15 protein-coding genes and 1 pseudogene are annotated in these 20,125 nt (G+C 69.0%); 6 read left to right on the top strand and 10 right to left on the bottom strand.

Going from position 1 to position 20,125, the window contains the following annotated elements; all coding sequences use genetic code 11:
- Positions 1-190: 190 nt before the first annotated feature.
- Complete coding sequence (locus tag DWB68_RS07085) at positions 191-1,264, bottom strand: carbon-nitrogen hydrolase family protein (protein ID WP_119424449.1); 1,074 nt, start codon at positions 1,262-1,264, stop codon at positions 191-193.
- Positions 1,265-1,420: 156 nt separating this feature from the next.
- Here DWB68_RS07085 and DWB68_RS07090 point away from each other — a divergent pair, with 156 nt between their 5' ends.
- Complete coding sequence (locus DWB68_RS07090; RefSeq protein ID WP_158588235.1) at positions 1,421-2,413, top strand: AraC-like ligand-binding domain-containing protein; 993 nt, start codon at positions 1,421-1,423, stop codon at positions 2,411-2,413.
- A gap of 179 nt (positions 2,414-2,592) precedes the next feature.
- Here DWB68_RS07090 and DWB68_RS07095 read toward each other — a convergent pair whose 3' ends face one another.
- The 3 genes from DWB68_RS07095 to DWB68_RS07105 form a co-directional block, all read right to left on the bottom strand.
- Entirely contained in the window at positions 2,593-3,351 is a 759-nt protein-coding gene (locus tag DWB68_RS07095; protein ID WP_119424451.1) for an IclR family transcriptional regulator, read from the bottom strand.
- Positions 3,352-3,450: 99 nt separating this feature from the next.
- Positions 3,451-5,331 carry an FAD-dependent monooxygenase gene (locus DWB68_RS07100; protein WP_119424452.1) on the bottom strand — a complete coding sequence of 627 codons (1,881 nt, stop codon included), beginning with the start codon at positions 5,329-5,331 and terminating at the stop codon, positions 3,451-3,453.
- Between the two features lie 366 nt (positions 5,332-5,697).
- A complete protein-coding gene (locus DWB68_RS07105) occupies positions 5,698-6,687 on the bottom strand; it encodes an NAD(P)/FAD-dependent oxidoreductase (RefSeq protein WP_119424453.1) in 990 nt (329 codons plus the stop codon).
- A gap of 75 nt (positions 6,688-6,762) precedes the next feature.
- On the opposite strand from DWB68_RS07105, the gene DWB68_RS07110 reads away from it, so the two are divergent.
- Positions 6,763-7,338: a helix-turn-helix domain-containing protein gene (locus DWB68_RS07110; RefSeq protein ID WP_119424454.1), complete on the top strand. Its 576-nt coding sequence runs from the start codon at positions 6,763-6,765 to the stop codon at positions 7,336-7,338.
- Positions 7,339-7,636: 298 nt separating this feature from the next.
- On the opposite strand, the gene DWB68_RS16650 is transcribed toward DWB68_RS07110, so the two are convergent.
- On the bottom strand, positions 7,637-8,872 hold the full coding sequence (locus tag DWB68_RS16650; protein WP_233548661.1) for a LysR family transcriptional regulator: 1,236 nt from the start codon (positions 8,870-8,872) through the stop codon (positions 7,637-7,639).
- Positions 8,873-8,944: 72 nt separating this feature from the next.
- Between DWB68_RS16650 and DWB68_RS07120 the strand changes: the two are divergent.
- A pseudogene (locus DWB68_RS07120) lies at positions 8,945-10,703 on the top strand (FAD-binding protein).
- A gap of 328 nt (positions 10,704-11,031) precedes the next feature.
- Here DWB68_RS07120 and DWB68_RS07125 read toward each other — a convergent pair.
- The 5 genes from DWB68_RS07125 to DWB68_RS07145 form a co-directional block, all read right to left on the bottom strand.
- On the bottom strand, positions 11,032-11,241 hold the full coding sequence (locus DWB68_RS07125) for a hypothetical protein (RefSeq protein ID WP_119424455.1): 210 nt from the start codon (positions 11,239-11,241) through the stop codon (positions 11,032-11,034).
- Positions 11,242-11,245: 4 nt separating this feature from the next.
- The gene (locus DWB68_RS07130; protein WP_147391613.1) at positions 11,246-11,497 is read right to left on the bottom strand and encodes a hypothetical protein; all 252 of its coding nucleotides are present in this window, start codon (positions 11,495-11,497) and stop codon (positions 11,246-11,248) included.
- 435 nt (positions 11,498-11,932) lie between these two features.
- Positions 11,933-12,364, bottom strand: coding sequence for a GNAT family N-acetyltransferase (locus DWB68_RS07135; protein ID WP_119424457.1), 432 nt, complete (start codon positions 12,362-12,364; stop codon positions 11,933-11,935).
- Positions 12,365-12,408: 44 nt separating this feature from the next.
- Positions 12,409-12,807, bottom strand: coding sequence for a VOC family protein (locus DWB68_RS07140; protein WP_119424458.1), 399 nt, complete (start codon positions 12,805-12,807; stop codon positions 12,409-12,411).
- A 149-nt stretch (positions 12,808-12,956) separates the two neighbouring features.
- Entirely contained in the window at positions 12,957-13,307 is a 351-nt protein-coding gene (locus tag DWB68_RS07145) for a histone-like nucleoid-structuring protein Lsr2 (RefSeq protein ID WP_119424459.1), read from the bottom strand.
- Positions 13,308-13,623: 316 nt separating this feature from the next.
- On the opposite strand from DWB68_RS07145, the gene DWB68_RS07150 reads away from it, so the two are divergent.
- The 3 genes from DWB68_RS07150 (at position 13,624) to DWB68_RS07160 (ending at position 20,056) form a co-directional block, all read left to right on the top strand.
- Positions 13,624-15,591: a type I restriction-modification system subunit M gene (locus DWB68_RS07150; RefSeq protein WP_119424460.1), complete on the top strand. Its 1,968-nt coding sequence runs from the start codon at positions 13,624-13,626 to the stop codon at positions 15,589-15,591.
- Positions 15,592-15,902: 311 nt separating this feature from the next.
- Complete coding sequence (locus DWB68_RS07155; RefSeq protein ID WP_147391614.1) at positions 15,903-16,859, top strand: restriction endonuclease subunit S domain-containing protein; 957 nt, start codon at positions 15,903-15,905, stop codon at positions 16,857-16,859.
- Positions 16,856-20,056: a type I restriction endonuclease subunit R gene (locus DWB68_RS07160; protein WP_119424462.1), complete on the top strand. Its 3,201-nt coding sequence runs from the start codon at positions 16,856-16,858 to the stop codon at positions 20,054-20,056. Before DWB68_RS07155 ends, DWB68_RS07160 begins: the two co-directional genes overlap by 4 nt.
- The last annotated feature ends 69 nt before the right edge of the window (positions 20,057-20,125 follow it).

A 20,125-nucleotide genomic window follows, 5' to 3' on the forward strand; every position in this document is an offset into this window, starting at 1 on the left:
CGTGCGAGACCATGACCACGCACGGCGGGGCCGCCCCTTCCGCGCTCAGCAGGGGCGCTCAGGAGCCGACCCCGCGCCGTCGCGCCGTTCACACCCAGCGGCCTTGCTCACCCTTTTCGCGCTGCGTCCCGATGATTCGTCGGGGCACAGCACCAGCAAGGTGGGCCAAGCCGAAACCCTCCGGGCGCGACTATTCGGCAGCGGCGAGCAGACCGGCCAGCTCCTCGTCTGCCTCCGTCCCCGCCGCGACGCCGACCGGGGCACCGGCCGGGGCACCGGCCGCCGCGCCCGCCTCCCCGCTCAGCGGCAGCTCGAGCACCTTGGGCAGGCGCCCCTCGCGGCGCACCTGCAGCGTGAACACATCGGGGCGGGAGTAGTGCCCCACGGGATCGGCGGCGTTCTTGGCGGCGAGGATCGCGGCGTAGTCGAGCTCGGCCACGATGATGCCCTCCTCCTCGGGCGCGAGCGGCTCGGCGAGCGAGCGCCCGTCGGGACCGAAGATGCGGGCGTGCCCGCCGCCGCGGCCCAGCAACGCGTCGCGCTCGGGATCACCGCCGAACGCCGCGTGCGCGGCGTCGCCGATCACGCCGCACGGGGCGAGCACGAAGCACTGCCCCTCCACGGCGTAGACGCGCGAGGCGCTCACGTTCACCTCGGCGCCCAGGGCGTACGCGCCGTCCTGCATGACGCAGAAGCTCGGCCACGCGGCGACGTGCAGCTGCTCCTGCTGCGCGTACATGGCGTACTTGGTCAGCGGCTGCAGGTGTTCCCAGCAGTTCAGGGCGCCGACGCGGCCCACGGGGGTGTCCACCACGGCCACGTCGGAGCCGTCGCCCTCTCCGAACTGCGTGCGCTCCACGTGCGTGGGCTTGAGCTTGCGGCGCGTCATGAGCGTGCGGCCCTCCGGCGAGATGATCGCTTGTCCCATGTAGAGCGAGCCGCCCTCGCGCTCGGAGTAGCCAAGCACCACGGTGAGCCCCAAGGCCCGCACGCCCTCGGCCAGGCGGTTCCAGTGCTCCTCGCCGAGCACCAGGGAGTTCTGTGCGTACTTCACGATGAACTGCGATTGCCACGCGACGGAACCGAGCCACAGGAACCACGGGTAGCCGGGCAGCCAGGTCTCGGGGAAGGCGACGAGCTCGGCGCCCTTCTCCTTGGCCTCGGCGGCGAGCCGCAGGGTCTTCTCGATGCCGGCGTCCAGGTCCAGCCAGGCCGGCTCGGCCTGCACAGCGGCGACGCGCACGGTGCGCTCGTACTCGGGCATGTGTCCTCCTGAGGGTGAGGGGCGCATCCTGCGCCAGGGTCCAATGAGCTCCACGCTATGAGCGGGGTCACACCTTCGGCCCGGCCGTTCGCGCCGGACATCCGGCCGTTTGCGACAGCCCCGGACGCTCCCAGCGGGCGGGCCTATAGTCGGCTCATGGTCGGGCCCACCGGCGGAGCGTCGCCCGCACTCAGCCTGCACGTCGCGTCCCCCGAGGAATGGGCCGACGCCGTGAGCCGCGCCTTCGTCCCGCTCCGGGTCGGCGCCGCGCCGCGACAGTTCGCCGCGAGCCTCACCCAGCAGAGCCTGGGACCGCGCCTGCGCCTCACCTCGGTGCGTAGCGCCGCTTCCGAGGTCAGCCGCACCCCGCGCACTCTGAGCGAAAACCCGAGCGATGACGTCCTGCTCTCCTGGCAACGAGCGGGCCACGGCGCGCTGATCCAGCATGGGCGGCGAGCCGCCTTCAGCCCGGGCGTCCTGAGCGTCTACGACGCGTCCTCGCCCTACACGCTGCGGTTCGACGGGCCCATCGAGCAGCTCGTCCTCCAACTCCCGCGCCGTTCCCTGCGCCTGCGCGAGGGCGAGCTCGCGGACCTCACGGCCCGCCCCCTCCCACCCTCGGCCTCGCTGCGCGGGCTCGTCGCGCTGCTTTCCACGTTGCCGTTCGCTGATCGGAGCAGTTCATTGCTCGACGGCGCGGGCTCGCCTCGTGTGGGCGACGGCGCCCCGGCGCCGGGCGGGGACGCGGTCACCGCGGCGGACGCCGAGGCCCTCGCCGAGGCGGTCTCCGGGCTGCTCGTCGGCGCGCTGCGCGCCTCCTCGGCCCCGGCCCCTCTCGGGGACGAGGAGCTGCTGCGCGTAGCACGCGAGAGCCTGCGGGCCGGGCTCGGCGATTCCCGCACGGGCCCGGAGCGCACGGCGGCCGAGCTCAACGTCTCGCTGCGCCGGCTGCAGCGGATCTTCGAGCGCGACGGCGACAGCCCCGCCGCCTATCTGCGGCGCGAACGTCTCGCGCACGCGCGGGCGCTGCTGTTGGAGGGCTCGCCGGTCGCGGCCGCGGCACGGGCCTGCGGCTATCTGGACGTCGACGCCTTCTCGCGGGCCTTCAAGCGCGAGCACGGAGCCCCGCCGGCTTCGCTACGCCCCTGATGCCAATGCTATGAGGCGCGTTCTACGCTGTGAGGCGCGCTTTCCGCGCCTCACAGCGCAGAACAGGCCTCAAAGCCGCGGGAAGGGTGGGGCCGAGCCAGCGGGCGGGCCAGGCCGGGCGGGCCAGGCCGGGCGGGCCAGGCCGGGCGGGCCTAACGAGGGGCTGGCCCGACGGCGCCTCAGGCGAGGTCGGCCTGGACCACCGCGGCGGCGCGGTGCAGGGCCGCGGCGATGCCGCCCGGCTCGGCCTGCGGCGACACGTGCACCACGGCCAGCGCGGCCGGCGCGAGCCCGGGCAGGTGCAGCGGCACCGCCACGGAAGAGAGCCCGGGGATGACCTGGTCCCGGGAGGTCGCGTACGGCGCGGCGGCCGAACCCTCCAGGGCCGGGCGCGGCAGCCCGCGCCGCTCGAGCTCGTCGGAGCCGAGCAGCCAGCGGATCGCGGCGCCTGGCGCGCCCACGTCCAGCGCGTGCCGGGAGCCGGGGCGCTGGGCCACGGCGGCGCCAGCGCTGCGCGGTTCGACCGAGACCAGCGTGGTGACGTCGGAGTCGTCGAGGACCGTCAGGAAGGCCGTCATCCCGAGCTCGTTGGCCAGGGTGGTCAGCTCGGGCAGCGCGGCCGATTGCAAGTCCCGGCTCACGGAGCGCGCCAGCGCGGCGAGCCCGGGGCCCAGGTGGACGGCACCTGCAGCGTCGCGCACCACGAGCCCGTGCTCCTCGAGCGTGCGCAGCAGCCGGTAGACGATGGAGCGGTGCAAGCCCAGCGCCTCGCTCAACTCGGCGATGCTCAGCGGGCCGGGCGCCTCGGCCAAGACCTCCATGACCCGGATGCCGCGCGAGAGCGTCTGAGAACCGGCCGAGCCGCCGGAGCCCCCGGACGGGCCCCGCACGGCGGACGCCGCCGGGCGGACGGAGGCGCTTTCGCTCGTGGCACTCATGGTGACAATTTCCCCTGTCCCGCCCACGGCGGCGTCGTCGTGCGTATGTGGTGTTCCCCGCCCCTTTGGGGGCGGGGAGCGCGGGTCCTACCGTGCGCCTCAGGCGTGCGGCATGACTCCCTCGAAGAAGGCGGCCAGCTCATCCGTGGCGGAGAGCGGGAGCACCTGGGCCACGTACTGATCCGGGCGGACCACCACGATGGCGCCGTCGCGGGAGATCCCGCGGGCCTCGAAGATGTCGCCCTCGGGCGCGGTGCCGAAGACGTTCTCGTACTGCATCAGGTCGAACGCGCCGTAGGTGGGGCGGAAGGCCTCTGGGGCGTCGCGCAGCTCGAACTCGAGGTGGCGCTGCTGGTAGATGACCTTGGCGTCGAACCACTCGCGGCGCTTGCGCCCGCCGAGGTCCTTGCCGACCAGCGGGGAGGCGGCATCGGTCGCGAGCCACTCGCCGAGGCGGGACACCCCCGAGTCCTCGCCGGCCTTCGGGGCGTCGGCGAAGACGTAGATGCGCCACTTGCCGTCGGCCTCGGCCAGGTGGCCCAGCTCCACGGTGTTGCCCTCGGCGCGGCGGGAGACCTTGAAGGACTTGAAGCGCTTGCCCACGGGGTAGCCCGCGGCGAGGTCCTGGTGATCGGCCGTGCCGCAGACCAGGGAGTTCTTGTACTCGGTCATGAAGCCGGCCGGGAACTCGGCGGTGCGGACGTAGAAGTCCTCGAGCTCGGTCGGGGAATCGAAGTCCTCGGGACGCTTGGCCATCATGGAGGACCAGGTCATGTCGAAGTCGATGAGGTTCTGTGCGATCTCCTGGCGCTCGCCCGTGTAGGAGCGCAGCAGCTGCTGAGGGGCCACGCCCAGCAGCACGTGGGCCAGCTTCCAGCCGAGGTTGAAGCCGTCCTGCATGGAGACGTTCATGCCCTGGCCCGCCTTGGCGGAGTGCGTGTGGCAGGCGTCGCCGAGGATGAAGACGCGCGGCTCGCGGGTGCCGATCTGATCCGCCGGCACGTCGTCGAAGCGGTCGGTGACGCGGTGGCCCACCTCGTACACGGAGGACCAGGCGATGTGCTTCACGTCCACCGTGTAGGGGTGAAGGATCTCGTTGGCGCGAGCGATGACCTCGCTCATGGGGGTCTCGCGGACGGCGTGGTTGTCGTCCTCGGCCACCTCGCCCAGGTCCACGTACATGCGGGTCAGCTGGCCGCCCTCGCGGGGGATATGCAGGATGGAACCGCCGTCGTGGGACTGGATGGCGCACTTGACGCGCCAGTCGGGGAAGTCGGTGACGGACAGCGAGTCGATGACGCCCCAGGCGTGCGCCGCCTGCTTGCCCTGGCGCGTGGCGCCGATATCGCGGCGGATCTGCGAGCGGGCGCCGTCGGCACCGACGAGGTAGCGGGTGCGGACCGCGAACTCCTCGCCCGTCTCCACGGTGCGCAGGCGCACCTCGATGGGGTGCTCCTGGGACTCGTCGATCGAGTGGGAGAGGTACTCGATCCCGTAGTTGGGCACCATGCGGGAGGGCGAGTTGCGCATGACCTCGGCGAAGTACTGCATCACGCGGGCCTGGTTGATGATCAGGTGCGGGAACTCGGAGACGCCGTTGGCGTCGTCCTCGGCGACGGCCGTGCGGACGATGTTCTCGGGGTTCTCGGTGGAGGGCTTCCAGAACGACATCTCGGTGATGTGGTAGCCCTCGTCGATGACGCGGTTGGCGAAGCCGAAGGCCTGGAAGGTCTCCACGGAGCGGGCCTGGATGCCGTCGGCCTGGCCCACGAGCAGCTGCTCGGGGCGTCGCTCCACGAGGCGCGCGTCGATGTCGGGGAACTGGGAGAGCTGCGCGGCGGTGATCATGCCGGCGGGGCCCTCGCCCACGATGAGCACGTCCATGGCGGCGGGCAGCGCGGCGGGGCGGTCGATGCCGACGCCGGCGGGGGCCTTCACCCGGGGTTCGCCGGTGACGTAGCCGTTTTCGTGGAACTGCATGAGGGCTCTCCTCGCCTCGTTGCGATGCTTGTGTGTTCCATATCAGAACTTGCTGTTCTTCTATGGAACTTGGAGAACAGTATAGCCCCTTGTGGGCCACCTCACTAAGGGGCGTGTTCCGATGCACGACGACGGGTGGTTGCGTCCCAGCGCGGTCGCCGCGCTGGCGCTCAACGGCGGGCCGCCGGGAGCGTGGCGCGCGCCGACGCGCCGCGCACCAGGCGGCACGGTGCCGCGGCGGCGCGGGCGCCGCGCACCAGGCGGCACGGTGCCGCGGCGGCGCGGGCGCCGCGCACCCGTCCTCACGGCGGCGCGCGCTCGATCAAGCGCGAGCGACGCCCGTCACGACAGGCCGAGGGCCGCGGCTCAGGCTTCCAGCGCCGCGTGGGCGTCCTCCATCGTCAGCGCGGCGTTGACCCCGGCGCCTGCCATCGCGCCTCCGGCGGCCGCGGCCCCCAGCTGCGCGGCCGGATCGGTGGCGTTGCCGGCCACCCAGACGCCGGGGACGGCGGTGGCCCCGGCGAAGCCGGCCTCGACGTGCGTCCCCATCCCGGAGGGATGCTCGGCCGCCACGAGGCCCAGCCCCTCCAGCCCACCCAGGCGAGCCTCCATGCGCGTCTGGACCACCACAGCGTCGGCCTCCACCACGGAACCGTCGGCCAGGAGCAGGCCGGTCAGCGCGTCGTCGTGCACCTGGACGGAGGCGACAGGCCCCACCACGATCTCCACGCCGGCGGCCGCGAGCAGCGCGCGATCCTCGGCGGAGGGCTCGACCCCGTGCGTCACGAGCGCGGCCGAGGAGCCGAGGCGCGCGAAGAGCAGCGCTTGGTGCGTGGCGTTGGGGTGGCTCGCGAGGATCGCGATGCGCTGCCCGCGCACCTCCCAGCCGTGGCAATAGGGGCAGTGCAAGGCGTCGCGGCCCCAGCGCTCGGCGAGGCCCGGCACCTCGGGCAACACGTCCACGAGCCCCGCGGCGAGGACGGTCGCCCTGGCGCGCACCGCCGACCCGTCGCCCAGCGCGAGCGTGAAGCGGCGCATGGCGCCTTCGCCGGAGGCGCTCGCGGAGACCACCGTGGCCTCGCGGATCTCCCCGCCGTAGGAGCGCACCTCGGCGCGGCCGCGGGCCAGCAGCTCCGAGGGCGCCGCGCCGTCCAGACCCAAATAGGCGTGCAGGTGGGCGGCGGGGGCGTTACGCGGGCGGCCCGCGTCCAGGACCAGCACGCTGCGGTCCTGGCGCGCCAGCTGGAGCGCGGCGTTGAGGCCCGCGGCGCCGCCACCCACGATCGCGACGTCGACCTCCACCGCCCCGGTCGGGGCGGGGACGGCGGGAAGGGTGGGGTCGTGCGACGGGTTCATGAGACTCCTGACGAGGTGACGGGAACACCTCCACGCTCCGCCCGCCGGGCGGATTCGGCAACTAGTCTTGCCGATATGGCAAACGACTCCCTGGCCCCGCTGCGCCTCCTCGGCGAGCGCCTGCGCACCCTCCGCGCGCGCCGCGGCGCGAGCCTGAGCGAGATCGCCGCCGCCACCGGCATCTCCGCGAGCACCCTTTCCCGCCTCGAATCGGGTCAGCGCAAGCCCTCTCTGGAGCTCGTCCTCCCCCTCGCGAGCGAGTACGGCGTGAGCCTCGACGAGCTCATGGCCCTGCCCACGGCGCGCGATCCCCGCATCACCCCGGTGGTCTCCGAGCTCAACGGGCAGCTGGTTCAAGCCCTGAGCCGGCGCTCCTCCCCCACCCAGGTGCGCCGCACGCGCATCCCGGGATCGGCAACGCCGCCGCCGCGCACGCCGGTCTCCCACCCCGGCTTCGACTGGGTCTATGTGCTCTCGGGGACGCTCGTGCTCCTACTCGGCGAGACCGAATGGCGCCTCGGCCCGGGGCAGGCGGCGGAGTTCGACACCTCCACGCCGCACTGGTTCGGGCCCGCCGATCACCGCGCGGTGGACTACCTGAGCCTCTTCACCCACGCCGGCGAACGCGCCCACGATCACCGCGGAGAGTGACCGGCGCGCACGCCGCGACGCGCAGAGACTTCGTGCGCCCGAGGTACTGGTATCCCGGGCGCCGTGGTGCTTGGATTTGAGGAGCTCGAACGTTGACCAGGGGACGGTCAAGCGTCGCGGTGGCCGCTGATCTTTTGGGGGACCACACCTCGCGCCCCGGCTGCTCCCATCAGTTGTTCAGCCCTGCACGCTCCCCTAGCGCGCGGGGCGATCCCCCTGGCCCCAAGGCGGACGAGCGTCGCCGTGCCGGGCCTTCCTCCCCTGGGGACCCGGCGCGGCGCACCCTCCTTCCGCAGCCTCAGGCCCGCGCGACGAGCGCCGCCAGCTCCGTGCCGGGGCGGGTGAGCCGCTCCACGGTCTCCAGGACCAGCTCGCGCATGGCGCGGGCGGCGGCGTCGAGGCTGCCGCCCTCGCGCACCGAGAGCGCCGCCGTGCGCGTGAGGGCGGGCTCCACGAGGCGCGTGGCGCGCAGGCCGGGGCGCTCCATGAGGATGGTCGCGGGGACCACGGCCACGCCGATCCCGCGCTCCACAAAGCGCAGCACGGCGTCCATCTCGGCGCCCTCGACCGCCACGGAGGGTTCCAGGCCGGCGGCGGCAAAGGCCGCGTCGGTCGCGACGCGCAGGTCGTAGCTGCGGTTGAAGGCCACGAGGGGCAGCTCGGCGAGCTCGGCCAGGCTCAGGCGCTCGCCCGAGAACAGGGGTTCGCGGTGCGGCTGCTGGGCCGCGGGGGCCGGGGCGTTGCCATCGCGCGCGTCCGGTGCGCCCGTGCCAAGGAAGAGCGCGGCGCGACCCAGGCCGGCGGCGTGCGTGGCCGGGCGGACCTGGCGGGCCGTCCGGCCCGGGGCGTGAGTGCCCGACGGCGCGGCCTCACCGCCCGCTCCCGGCTCACCCGCCGGGGACCCTGGGGCGCCGGCGGCGCCGCCCTCCCCGGCCCCGTCACCGGGGTGCCCCTCCGCGCCGGACTCGTCCGCGGCGTCGTCGTTCGCTTGGCTTCCGAGCGGCCCCTCCGCCCGCGCGGAGGCGACCACGAGTTCCTCGGTGAACAGGCTCTCGGAGGAGACGGGGGCGCCGACGGGGCCGCGGTCCACGGTGAGCGCGAGGTCGAGGCGCCCCTCGGAGAGCGCCTGCGCCAGGGCGTGGGAGCCGGCCTCCATCACCTCGAGCGCCACGCCGGGGTGGGCCGCCCGGAAGGAGGAGAGCACCTCGGCGACCACGGAGACGCAGAGCGTGGGCGGGGCGCCGAGGCGGACGCGGCCGCGGCTCAGCCCGGCGAGCTCGTTCATTTCCGCCTGGGCGGTCTCGGCGTCCGCGAGCATGCGGCGCGCGATGGGCAGGAGGACCTCGCCGGCGTGCGTGAGGGTGGCGCCGTTGCGCCCGCGGTCGAAGAGGTCCTGGCCCAGGTCCGCCTCGAGCCCCGCGATCTGTCGGCTCAGCGAGGGCTGCGCCATGAACAGTTCCTCGGCGGCCTTGGTGAAGTGCCCCACGCGGGCCACGGCCTCGAAGGCCCGCAGATGCTCTAGCTTCATGTTCATAGCATAACGCTATTGAAGCCACTCGCACTATTCATTGGACGCATTGACAGCACGCTTCCTACCGTGGAACGCATGAGCACCACCCAGCGCGCAGAGCGCCAGATCACCACCTCCGTCCTCGTCATCGGCACCGGCGGCGCCGGCCTGCGGGCCTCCATCGAGCTCGCCGAGCGCGGCGTGCAGGTGCTGGCCGGGGGCAAGCGCCGCAAGCACGACGCGCACACGACCCTCGCCGCCGGCGGCATCAACGCCGCCCTCGCCACGATGGACCCGGAGGACTCCTGGCAGCAGCACGCCGCCGACACCCTCCGCGAGTCCTACTTCCTCGCCGACCCCGAGATCGTCGAGACCGTCACCAAGAACGCCGCCCGCGGCATCGAGGACCTCGAGCGCTGGGGCATGCCCTTCGCTCGCGAGGAGGACGGACGCATCAGCCAGCGCTTCTTCGGCGCCCACACTTACCGACGCACGGCCTATGCCGGCGACTACACAGGCCTCGAGATCCAGCGCACCCTCCTGCGCCGTGCCCGGGAGCTGGACGTGCCGATCATCGACACCGTCTACATCACGCGCATCCTCGTCTCCGCCGGCGTCGTCTTCGGGGCCTACGGCTTCGACGTCGTGGACGGCACGCCCGTGGTCATCCACGCCGACGCCGTCATCATCGCCGCGGGCGGGCACAACCGCATCTGGCGCTACACCAGCTCGCGCCGCGACGAGAACACGGGCGACTCCTTCCGCCTCGCCGCCCTGGCCGGCGGCAAGATCCGCGACGCCGAGCTGGTGCAGTTCCACCCCTCGGGCATCCTGGAGCCCACCGAGATGGCCGGCACGCTTGTCTCCGAGGCCGCCCGCGGCGAGGGCGGCATCCTCACGAACGCGCTCGGCGAGCGCTTCATGGACAAGTACGACCCGGAACGCATGGAGCTCTCCACGCGCGATCGCGTGGCGCTGGCCAACTACACCGAGATCGCCGAGGGCCGCGGCACCGACAAGGGCGGCGTCTACCTCGACGTGAGCCACCTGCCGCGCGAGACGATCATGGAGAAGCTCCCGCGCCTCTACCGCACCATGATCGACCTGCAGATGCTGGACATCACCACGACCCCCATGGAGGTGGCCCCCACGGCTCACTACTCCATGGGCGGGGTCTGGGTGGCCCCCGAGGATCACGGCACCGGCGTGGACGGGCTCTACGCGATCGGGGAAGCCTCCTCGGGCCTGCACGGCGCCAACCGCCTGGGCGGCAACTCGCTCATCGAGCTGCTCGTCTACGGGCGCCTGACGGGCGAGAGCGCGGCCGAGTACACGCGCGGCCTCACGAGCATCCACCGGGATCCGGCCGCCGTGGCCGAGGCCCGGGCGGAGATGGACGCGCTCCTGGCACCCGAGTCGGCCGACGGCGCCGAGAGCGCCCGCGTGCTCCAGCGCGCCATCCGCGACCTCATGACGGAGCACGCGGGCGGTGTCCGCACCGAGGAGGGGCTCTCCGCCGGGCTGGCCAAGCTCTCCGAGCTCGAGGAACGCGCCACGCGCGTCACGGTCCACCCGGACATCGCGGGCTTCGACGTCCTGGCGCACGCCTTCGACCTCAAGGGTTCGCTGCTCGCGGCCCGCGCCACGCTCGAATGCGCGCTGGAGCGCCGCGAGACGCGCGGTTGCCACAACCGCGCCGACTTCCCCGAGCAGAGCGAGGCGCTGCGCGGCAACTTCCTCTGGTCACCCACGGGGGGCGTGAGCTTCGAGCCGCTGCCCGCCGCCCCGGAGGAGTGGCGCGCGCTGGCCGAGGCCCACCTGGATGACTCCCCCGGCCGGCAAGCTCGTCGAGTAGCCCCGGAGGCCCGCGGAAAGTGTCACCATTGCCAGGCACTGGCGAGGTGGCGCCCAGCTCCCGCCAAGGCTGACTCCCTAGAGTTGGTATCACCTTCAAGGGTGCGAGTGATGACATGGAGCCCCGACCGGACAGTCCCCCTGCCGGCCGGGGCTTCTCTCGTTAACAAACGGACGGCCCCGCACGCCTCACGCGCGCCTTGCGCCCCCGCGCCGTCGGGCACTGAAGAGGCCCCAAAAATGAAAGAGACCGGCCCCCGGCCGAGCTGGGGGAGCTCGGGCCGGGGCCGGTTTCTTGGGGGGAAAGCCCCGTCACTTCTTAGGGGGAATCAGTGACGGCGCTGCACGCGTCCACGGGCCATCAGCACGCCGTCCAGGAGGGCAAGGAGCGATGCTGCCAGGGCGACGAGGGGGACTGTCGCCGGCACGCCGGTGTTCGCAAGTTCGTTCTCCGCGCCAGCGGAGGAGTTGGAGGCGCCATCGGCGGCGGCGTTGTCGCCGTCGATGGGGTCGGTCGCGTTGAACGTGCCCACGTCCACCCCGTCACCGGAGGAGCTGGATGGCGGACTCCTCGGTCTCGTCCGCGGTGGTCTCGCTGGTTCCATTCATGGTCAGCGACACCGAGACCCCCTGGGTGAGAGCATGGGCCGGGGTGACGGCTGCGGCGACCAGTGCGGTGCATACAAGGAAGGCTGCGAAAAAACCGGCGACGAAACGGGTGAGGGGCTTGCCCGGTGTGTTGTCCCGGTGACGGCCAGACCCCTGGAACCCCGGTGTGCTCACGCAGGAAGACACGCTCAACCTTTCGTCGGAGGATTCACCCTCATGTGGATCTCTTGATGCGTCAAATGAAGCACCAAAAAGCCCTCCGGATCGGCCGCAAAGAGAAGGCGATTCTTTGCGATCTGCCGGAGCGGATATACTGCCCCACCACGTTCGCATCTCCCCCGGAACTCGGGCATTTTCGACGGGGCGCCAGGAGCGAAAGGAAGCTATGAAACCGGTTCCAAAAAATCCCTCGAAATCGTGGAAGTATGACGCTTATCACAAAAATTTCGTCCGACCGGGACGCTGAAGGTATCTCCATAAATAGCGATCGGCAGGTTATTAATATTCAGCTTTTAGTTTCCATAAGTCGTCGAAATGCTTTTACATCTGTCAGCACTTGCCTTTAATGGTCTTCTCGTCTCGTCGGCGACACGGCGCTGAATTCCCTGACGCCGTTGGGGTTCAACGTCGCAGCAGGAGGGATTCGTCGATCCCCCGGGTGTGCACGTACTTGAATCCGAAACGCTCATAGAGGGCTCGGGAACGACTCCCGACAAGGGTCTCCAGCTCCACGCTTCCGGGGTGCTCCATGAGTCCCTGAGCCAGCACCGAGCTGCCCAGTCCACGCCCGCGCACCGAAGGATCCAGGTAGAAGAGGCTCAGCTTCCAACCGGCCATGGTTCGCGTCCAGGCGATGGAGCCCACCGATGCGTTGTCGACGCGAATGATGCGTACATCGGCGGTCTTGAGCGCATCCTCGATGCGCCCGCGCGAACGCTGAGGTTCCCAGCGCCCCAGCGCCTCGAGCTCTGCACGCATGGCGCGCTCCTTGAGGCGTTCCAGCCAGCCCAGGTCTGCGAGCGAGGCGGGACGCTGTGAAAACGTCATCGTCATGGCACCAAAGGTAGATGGGGGCGGCCCCCAAGAGCCATTCGTGACTAGGTGGCCGTTGCGCGTTCAAGCTCGGCCTGCGAGCGCAGGACGCAGAACTCGTTGCCCTCGGGATCCTGCAGCACGGCCCAGCCCGTGCCGTCGGCGTTGCGCCGATCGTCCAGGAGGGAGGCGCCGGCGCCCAACAGGCGGGTCACCTCGGCGTCGCGCTCGCGATCCGTGGGGCGCACGTCGAAGTGCAGGCGGTTCTTGATGGCCTTGTGCTCCGGGACCTCGAGGAAGAAGATCGCGTGGCCCGTCTCGGGCGACTGGATCCAGCACTCCTCGTGCCCCGGCTCGTTGGGATCCCCCGGGGCGTCCTCGTAGCCGAGCTGCTGCTTCCACCATTCGGAGAGGGCAAAGGCGTCGATGCAATCGACGGAGATGTGAGAGATCGCGAAGGCCATGCTCCACCGTACGGGCGTCTCGCCCGCGGCGATAGCCCCTCCGCGGCCCTCAGGCCGCGGCCCGCTCCCCCAGAAATGCACGACGGCGCGTGGCCGGGCAGATGCCCGGCCACGCGCCGTCGTTGCTTGGGTCAAGCGGGCGCCGTGGCTCAGTTGGCCGCGGCGTACGCCTCCTGGATGGCGGCCGGGATGCGGCCGCGCTCGGCCACCTCGTAGCCGTTCGCCTTGGCCCACTCGCGCATCTTGGTCTGCTCGCCGGAGCCGGCCGAGGCACGGCGCGGCGCTGCGGCGGCGCGCTTGGAAGCGCCGCCCGCTGCCACCTTGGTGGAGACCTCGATAAAGCGATCAAGGGCGGCGTGGAATTCGTCCGCACCCTTCTCGTCAACATCGAGGCGGTAGGTCTTACCCTCCACCGAGAAGTGAATCCGGTGTGCCTTCTCAGCGTCGAGCGGCTTGCCGGTGAGGTCGTCGATCAACGTCGTCGTCTGAATTTCAGCCATGATGTATACCTTGCGGCAAAGTGAACTGAATTACCAGCTGACGGGCCTTATCAGTCGAATAGGCGAATCAATCCACAGGCCACGCATGGATTCATGCCTAATGACGGCCGGTGATTCTCGTGCCAAGCTCATCGGACGAACCGGGCACCGATTACTGCTACCCACCTACTCTCGCGCTCGATGTTCGATGATTGTCAGTCGTTCGAGCGCACCACCATCGCATGCGCAGGCGAGGTGCGCGCGCCGATGAGCGTTCGTTCCACGATCCCGCCTACAGTGGATTGACTCGTGTAGATGTAGTAGAAATCGGTGCCTCGTGTTCAATCACGCCACGTTTATCTGGAATGCAGCTGACCTGCTGCGCGGCAGCTACAAGCAGCACCAGTACGGCGACGTCATCTTGCCGTTCACCGTGCTCGCACGCCTGGACGGCGTTCTAGCTCCCACCAAGCAGGCAGTGCTGGCGCTCACCAAGGACATGCCCCAGGAGGAGGTCCCGAGCGATGGCATGCTGCGCAACCGCGCCGGTCACGAGTATTCCTTCCATAATCGCTCGTTGCATGACCTGAAGTCCCTGGCCGGCGACCCAGACAATGTGGAGCAGAACCTTCGCGACTATGTCAACGCGTTCTCCCCGAATGTGCGGGACATCTTTGAGCAGTACAAGTTTGAGGACACGCTCGCGGATCTCTCGCGCAAGAACTTGCTGCTGGAAATCCTCAAGTACTTCGCCAAGGTGGATCTGACGCCGGCAGCGGTCAGCAACGCGATGATGGGGACCATCTTCGAGGAGCTCATCCGCAAGTTCGCCGAGGCCTCGAACGAGACCGCCGGCGAGCACTTCACCCCGCGCGAGGTCATCGAGCTGATGGTCACCTTGTTGCTCAACGGCGACGAGGATCTGAGCGCCCCGGGTGTGATCCGATCCGTCTACGACCCCACGGCCGGCACCGGTGGGATGCTCTCCGTGGCGGACAACAAGATTAAGGCTTTCAACGCGCAGGCCCAGGTCAATCTGCTGGGCCAGGAGCTCAACGACGCCTCCTACGCCATCTGCAAGGCGGACATGGTGGTCAAGGGGCAGCCCATCACCAACATCGTGTTGGGCAACACCCTCACCGAGCCGGCCTTCGAGGACCAGACCTTCCACTACGGCCTCTCCAACCCGCCCTTCGGCGTGGACTGGAAGAAGGAGAAGGACGTGGTCACGCGCGAGCACGAGCTGCGCGGCTTCAATGGCCGCTTCGGCCCGGGCCTCCCCCGCGTTTCCGACGGTTCCTTGCTGTTCCTCATGCACCTCGTCTCCAAGCTGCGCGAGCCCAAGCTCGGCGAGACCGGGGCCGGCCGTGGCGCGATTGTCCTGAACGGCTCCCCGCTCTTCACCGGCGGCGCCGGCTCCGGCGAATCCAACATTCGCAAGTGGCTCCTGGAAAACGACTACCTCGAGGCCATCATCGGACTGCCCACGGACATGTTCTACAACACGGGCATCGCCACCTACGTGTGGATGCTCAACAAGGCCAAGTCAGCCGAGCGCAGGGGCAAGGTCCAGCTGATCGACGGCACCGAGATGTTCGTCAAGATGCGCAAGTCGGTCGGTTCCAAGCGCAAGGAACTGAGCCAACAGGACATCAACACCATCTCGGAGCTGTACCGCGACTTCGCCGAGTCCAAGCACTCCAAGATCTTCGCCAACGAGGACTTCTTCTACCGCACCATCACGGTGGAGCGGCCGCTGCGCCTGAACTACGCGCTCACCCCGGACCGGACGGAGCGCGCGCTTTCGGCCAAGGCCGTGGCCAAACTGCCCGACGGCGATCGCGAGGCCTTGGCACGGGCCCTCGCCTCCGCGAGCGGCGAGCTAGGCGAGGGCGTAGTCTCCACCCAGCGTGCAACATTCGAGAAGCTGATCGGCGCTGCCCTGGTGAAGGAGGGTTTGGCGCTCAAACCGGCGGTCATGAAGGTGCTGCTCACCGAGCTCTCCGAGCAGGATGAGGCAGGCGAGCTCGTCACCAAGGCCGGCAAGCCCGAGGCCAGCGCCGCCCTGCGCGACACCGAAAACGTGCCGTGGGACGAAGACATCCACGAGTACCTCGAGCGCGAGGTAACGCCCTTCGTGCCCGACGCCTGGATCGACGAGTCCAAGACCAAGGAGGGCGCGGAGATCCCCTTCACCCGCCACTTCTACGAGTACGTGCCACCGCGCCCGCTCGAAGAGATCGACCGCGACCTCGACGAGGTCTTGGGCCGCATCAAGGCCCGGCTCGAGCAGGTGAAGGCGTGAACTATCCGCTCGTTCGGCTTCGATACCTCGCCGAGTTCAACCCGCCCATTCCCGCCGACGTCAGGGCGGACTCGACAGGTGATTACCCGTTGTACTCCATGGACACAATCTCAGAGTTTTCAGTCCTTGGCACTCCAGAGATTCGCCCGCAGTCAACGCTGGCGACCGGATACTCGTATCTAGAACCGCAAGACGTGGGGTACGCAAAAGTCACGCCCTGTTTCGAAAACGGAAAGGGACTTCTCGGAGCCTCGCTTTCGGGCCCGACGTTTGCGACCACTGAGCTCACGGTCCTTCGCCCTGGACCTCACGTGGACCAGCGGTTCATCGGCTACCTAGTTCAATCCTCGCTGTTTCGCGAACCGGCGATCGCCTCGATGACCGGTGCAGGAGGTCTAAAGCGGGTTTCGGAGCCAACGATGAAGGATGTCCTGGTGCCTGCCCCGGCGCGCTGGGAACAAAGCCGCATCGCGGACTTCCTCGACCGCGAAACCGCCGAGATCGACGCGTTCGTCGCCGAACGCGGTGCTCTGGCGTTGCTAGCCCAAGAACGCTTCGACGCTGCCCGAACTGAGCTCGTCTGGGGTGGCGTCAATGCACGCGCCTCTTTGCGGCGATACATTCACAGCGTCGAGCAGGGGCATAGCCCCGAAGCAGACTCCACCCCCGCGGGCCCGGGTGAAACTGGCGTACTCAAGGCAGGGTGCACGAATCACGGGGTGTTTGACATCAAGGCGAATAAACGAGTCCTGGAGGAGTCAGAGTTCAGCCCTCAAGAGTTCGTCCGGACAGGCGACCTTATCGTCACGCGAGCTAGTGGCAGTCTTCGGCACGTGGGCTCTGCAGCACTCGTCCCCGATCTGGATCGTCACCTAGCCATGTCTGACAAGCACTACCGCCTCAATCTGACATCCGGGTACGACAAGCGCTTTGTGTCATTCGTGATGCAAACAAGGCTGTGGCGAGCAGCGATCGAACCCATGATCTCGGGAGCCCAGGGCCTGGCCAGAAACATCTCTATCGCGGCGTTGAAGGGCGGGCAGGTTCCTGTCCTTGACCTAGGCGAACAACAGCAACGGGCAGAGCGAATCAGCTTGCTCTCGTCAGAGCACGAAGCGCTCCAGGCAGACCTCTCTCAAGCGCTAGCGCTGGCCCAGGAACGCCGGGCAGCGCTGATTTCGGCCGCCGTGACGGGGCAGATCGATGTGACCGGGCGCCGGAAGCCGGCCGTGGAGCAGTTGCAGGACGAGATCGAGGAGGCGCGATGAGCGGCGGCGCGCACCAGGAACGTCACTTCCAGAACAACGTCGTGGCCCACCTCGCCGCGAACGGCTGGTTGCACTCGGTGGGCAACGAGGGCTACGACAAGGAGCGCGCGCTCTTCGTCCCCGACCTGCTGGCGTGGATCGAGGACACCGAGCCGGCCAGCTACGCCAAACTCATCCCTGCCGACGCCTCCGAGGCCGCTCGGGCGAAGGGCGAGGCGCGCATCCTGGATCGCGTGGCCAAGGAGCTGGGCCAGCCTCTCAAGCAGGGCGGCGGCACCTTGAACGTGTTGCGCGGCGGCGTGAAGATCCCGGGCGTCCGGGACATCCCGCTCATGCAGATGCCCCCGGCGGACAACAAGAACCCCAACCTGACCGCGCGCTACGCCAAAAACCGCCTACGCGTGGTCGAGGAGCTCGTCTATTCCACCCGGAACTCCAACCGGATCGACCTCACGTTCTTCCTCAACGGCATCCCCGTCGCCACGGCCGAACTCAAGACAGTCCTCACACAGTCCATCGAGCATGCCAAGGCGCAGTACCGCACCGACCGGCTCCCCCAGGGCGAGCCGCTGCTCACCCCCACCCGCGGCGCCCTGGTGCACTTTGCCGTGACCGAAAACCGCGTGGCCATGTCGACCACGCTCGAAGGGCCGAACACCTTCTTCCTGCCCTTCGACCAGGGCTTCGAGGGCGGCGCGGGCAACCCGCCCGTGGAAGACGGCTACGCCACGAGCTACCTGTGGGAACAGATCCTGCAGCGCGACGCGTGGCTCACGATCCTCTCCAAGTTCGTCTACACCCACGAGAGCGAAAAGGTGGACCTCGAGGGCCGGGTCACCAAGGTCTTCCAGACGCGCTTCCCGCGCTTCCACCAGTGGCGCGCCGTCACGGCCCTCGCCGCGGCCGCGGCCACCGAGGGACCGGGTCACCGGTACCTGATCCAGCACTCGGCCGGCTCGGGGAAGACGGACTCAATCGCCTGGACCGCCCACCGTCTGGCCTCCCTGCACAACGCGGCCGGCGATAAGGTCTTCGACACCGTCTTCGTCATCTCCGACCGTCAGGTCCTGGACAAGCAGCTGCGCGACGCCGTGAAGCAGCTCGAGCGCACGGCCGGCACCTTCGAGGCCATCACCTCCGGCGACGGTTCCAAGACCGCACGCCTCACGGAGGTCCTCACCTCCGGCACCGCCCACATCGTGGGCGTGACCCTCCAGACCTTCCCCCACGCCCTCGAGGCGCTCAAGGATCCGGCCAATCAAGAACGCCTGCGCGGCAAGCACTTTGCCGTGGTCGCGGACGAGGCCCATTCCTCCCAGACCGGCAACGCCTCCAAGGCCGTGAAGGAACTGCTGTACTCGGCAGAGGCCGCAAGCACCGTGCTTGATCTCGAGGAGCCCGGTGCCGACCAGGACGCCCTCGCCGCCATGGCCGCGCACGCTGACGCGGATCACCGCCTGAGCTACTTCGCGTTCACGGCCACGCCGAAGGAAAAGACCCTCGAGCTCTTCGGCCGCCGCAACCCTGTCACCGATGACCTCGAGGCCTTCGATCTCTACCCCATGAAGCAGGCGATCGAGGAGGGCTTCATCCTCGACGTGCTCAAGAACTACACGAGCTACGAGATGGCCGCGCGCATCGCTTACAACGGCGTCCCCCGCGCCGGCGCCCCTGGCGCCGAGGCCGGCCAGGCGCCGTCGGGCGGTGAACTCGACGAGATTGACGTACGCCAAGGCACCAAGGCCTACATCCAATTCGTGGAGCTTCACCCCACCAACGTGGCCTCCAAGGTCGAGGTCATCCTCGACCACTACCAGCACACGGTGCGGCATCACTTGGGTGGCCGGGCCAAGGCCATGGTCGTCACCGAATCCCGTGCGGCCGCCGTGCGCTACAAGCGCGCCTTCGAGAAGATCATCCAGCGTCGCGGCCTGGACCTGAATGCGCTCGTGGCGTTCTCCGGCGAGGTCGAGGACCCTGACCACAACGGCCTGCGCGAGGTGGGGAAGCCGGGCAAGACCGTCACCGAGGCCAGCGAAAATCCCGGCCTGCACGGCCAGGACCTCGCCACGGCGTTTGCCCAGGACGGGCAGCACTTCCTCATCGTGGCTAACAAGTACCAGACCGGCTTCGACCAGCCGCTTTTGGTGGGCATGTACGTGGACAAGGCCCTTTCTGGGATCGCTGCGGTGCAGACGCTCTCGCGCCTGAACCGCGTGGCCAAGGGTAAGACCGACACCTACGTCCTGGACTTCGTCAACGATCCCGAGCAGATCCTCGAGTCCTTCAAGACTTACTACACGGCGGCCCACATCGAGACGGAGTCCGACCCCGACCTCGTGGCCAACCTCATCAAGAAGCTTGAGTACCAAGAGGTCTTCACCTGGGCCGAGGTCGACGCCGTGTTCGCCGATTGGACCTCCCGGCCCGCGCAGGCCTCCCGCAAGCACACTCAGTTGTTCGCCCACCTGCAGCCGGCGATCCAGCGCTTCACGGACTTCTGGAAGCAGGCCGTGCTCCAGGAAAATGCCGAGCGTCGGGACGAGCTCCTGGACTTTAAGGCCGTGCTGGCCCAGTACGTGAAGGCCTACGCGTTCTTCAGCCAGATCCTCGACTTCGGTGACCCGCGGTACGAGAAGATGGCCGTCTTCGCGGACCTGCTGGCCAGGAGCCTGGCCTCCTTCAATGCCGACTCCGCCGTGGCCGAGGCCGTGGGTGTCTCCGATGTGGTCCTGACCCACTTCAAGCTGGACCAGATCCGCGCCAACGAGGACCTCGGCCTGGCCAAGACCGGCGACGACGTCCCGGGCCTCGTGGGCATGACCGAAGCCGGCCTGGCCAAGATCCGCGAGGCGGAACGCAAGGGCAAGGCCGAGGTGATAGAGAAGGTTAACAAGTACTTCGGCGACCTCGATCCCGACGATGTGGCCAACGCCGCCGAACGCTTCGAGCACATCCTGGAGGCTGTCTCCAAGGATCCAGCCCTGCAACAGCAGGCGGCCAATAACCCGGCCGAAGACCTCGTGCATTCCCCCGGCGTGATCCGGGCCATCGAGGACGCCCAGTGGCAGGTCGACGAGACCGAAAAGCGGATCACCGACTTCATCCAGCAGCAGGACCCCAAGGTGATCCTGCAGTTCCTGCTCAACGAGATGGACCTGTACGGGCGCTTGCGGGGCGGTTCCTCCACGGCCTAGCTCGCGGTGCGCAACCTTGCGTAAGCCGTTCACTATTTAAGTTTGTGGCCCTAAACTTAAATAACGAGT

Origin of the sequence: Galactobacter valiniphilus, assembly GCF_003575975.1 — a bacterium.
Taxonomy (GTDB): Bacteria; Actinomycetota; Actinomycetes; order Actinomycetales; family Micrococcaceae; genus Galactobacter; species Galactobacter valiniphilus.

Excerpts from the sequence above, each read along its gene's own strand:
- DWB68_RS07090 (WP_158588235.1), top strand. The coding sequence starts at position 1,421 with ATGGTCGGGCCCACCGGCGGAGCGTCGCCCGCACTCAGCCTGCACGTC.
- DWB68_RS07160 (WP_119424462.1), top strand. The coding sequence starts at position 16,856 with ATGAGCGGCGGCGCGCACCAGGAACGTCACTTCCAGAACAACGTCGTG.
- DWB68_RS07110 (WP_119424454.1), top strand. The coding sequence starts at position 6,763 with ATGGCAAACGACTCCCTGGCCCCGCTGCGCCTCCTCGGCGAGCGCCTG.
- DWB68_RS07100 (WP_119424452.1), bottom strand. The coding sequence starts at position 5,331 with ATGCAGTTCCACGAAAACGGCTACGTCACCGGCGAACCCCGGGTGAAG.
- DWB68_RS07105 (WP_119424453.1), bottom strand. The coding sequence starts at position 6,687 with ATGAACCCGTCGCACGACCCCACCCTTCCCGCCGTCCCCGCCCCGACC.
- DWB68_RS07140 (WP_119424458.1), bottom strand. The coding sequence starts at position 12,807 with ATGGCCTTCGCGATCTCTCACATCTCCGTCGATTGCATCGACGCCTTT.
- DWB68_RS16650 (WP_233548661.1), bottom strand. The coding sequence starts at position 8,872 with ATGAACATGAAGCTAGAGCATCTGCGGGCCTTCGAGGCCGTGGCCCGC.
- DWB68_RS07095 (WP_119424451.1), bottom strand. The coding sequence starts at position 3,351 with ATGAGTGCCACGAGCGAAAGCGCCTCCGTCCGCCCGGCGGCGTCCGCC.
- DWB68_RS07145 (WP_119424459.1), bottom strand. The coding sequence starts at position 13,307 with ATGGCTGAAATTCAGACGACGACGTTGATCGACGACCTCACCGGCAAG.
- DWB68_RS07085 (WP_119424449.1), bottom strand. The coding sequence starts at position 1,264 with ATGCCCGAGTACGAGCGCACCGTGCGCGTCGCCGCTGTGCAGGCCGAG.
- DWB68_RS07135 (WP_119424457.1), bottom strand. The coding sequence starts at position 12,364 with ATGACGATGACGTTTTCACAGCGTCCCGCCTCGCTCGCAGACCTGGGC.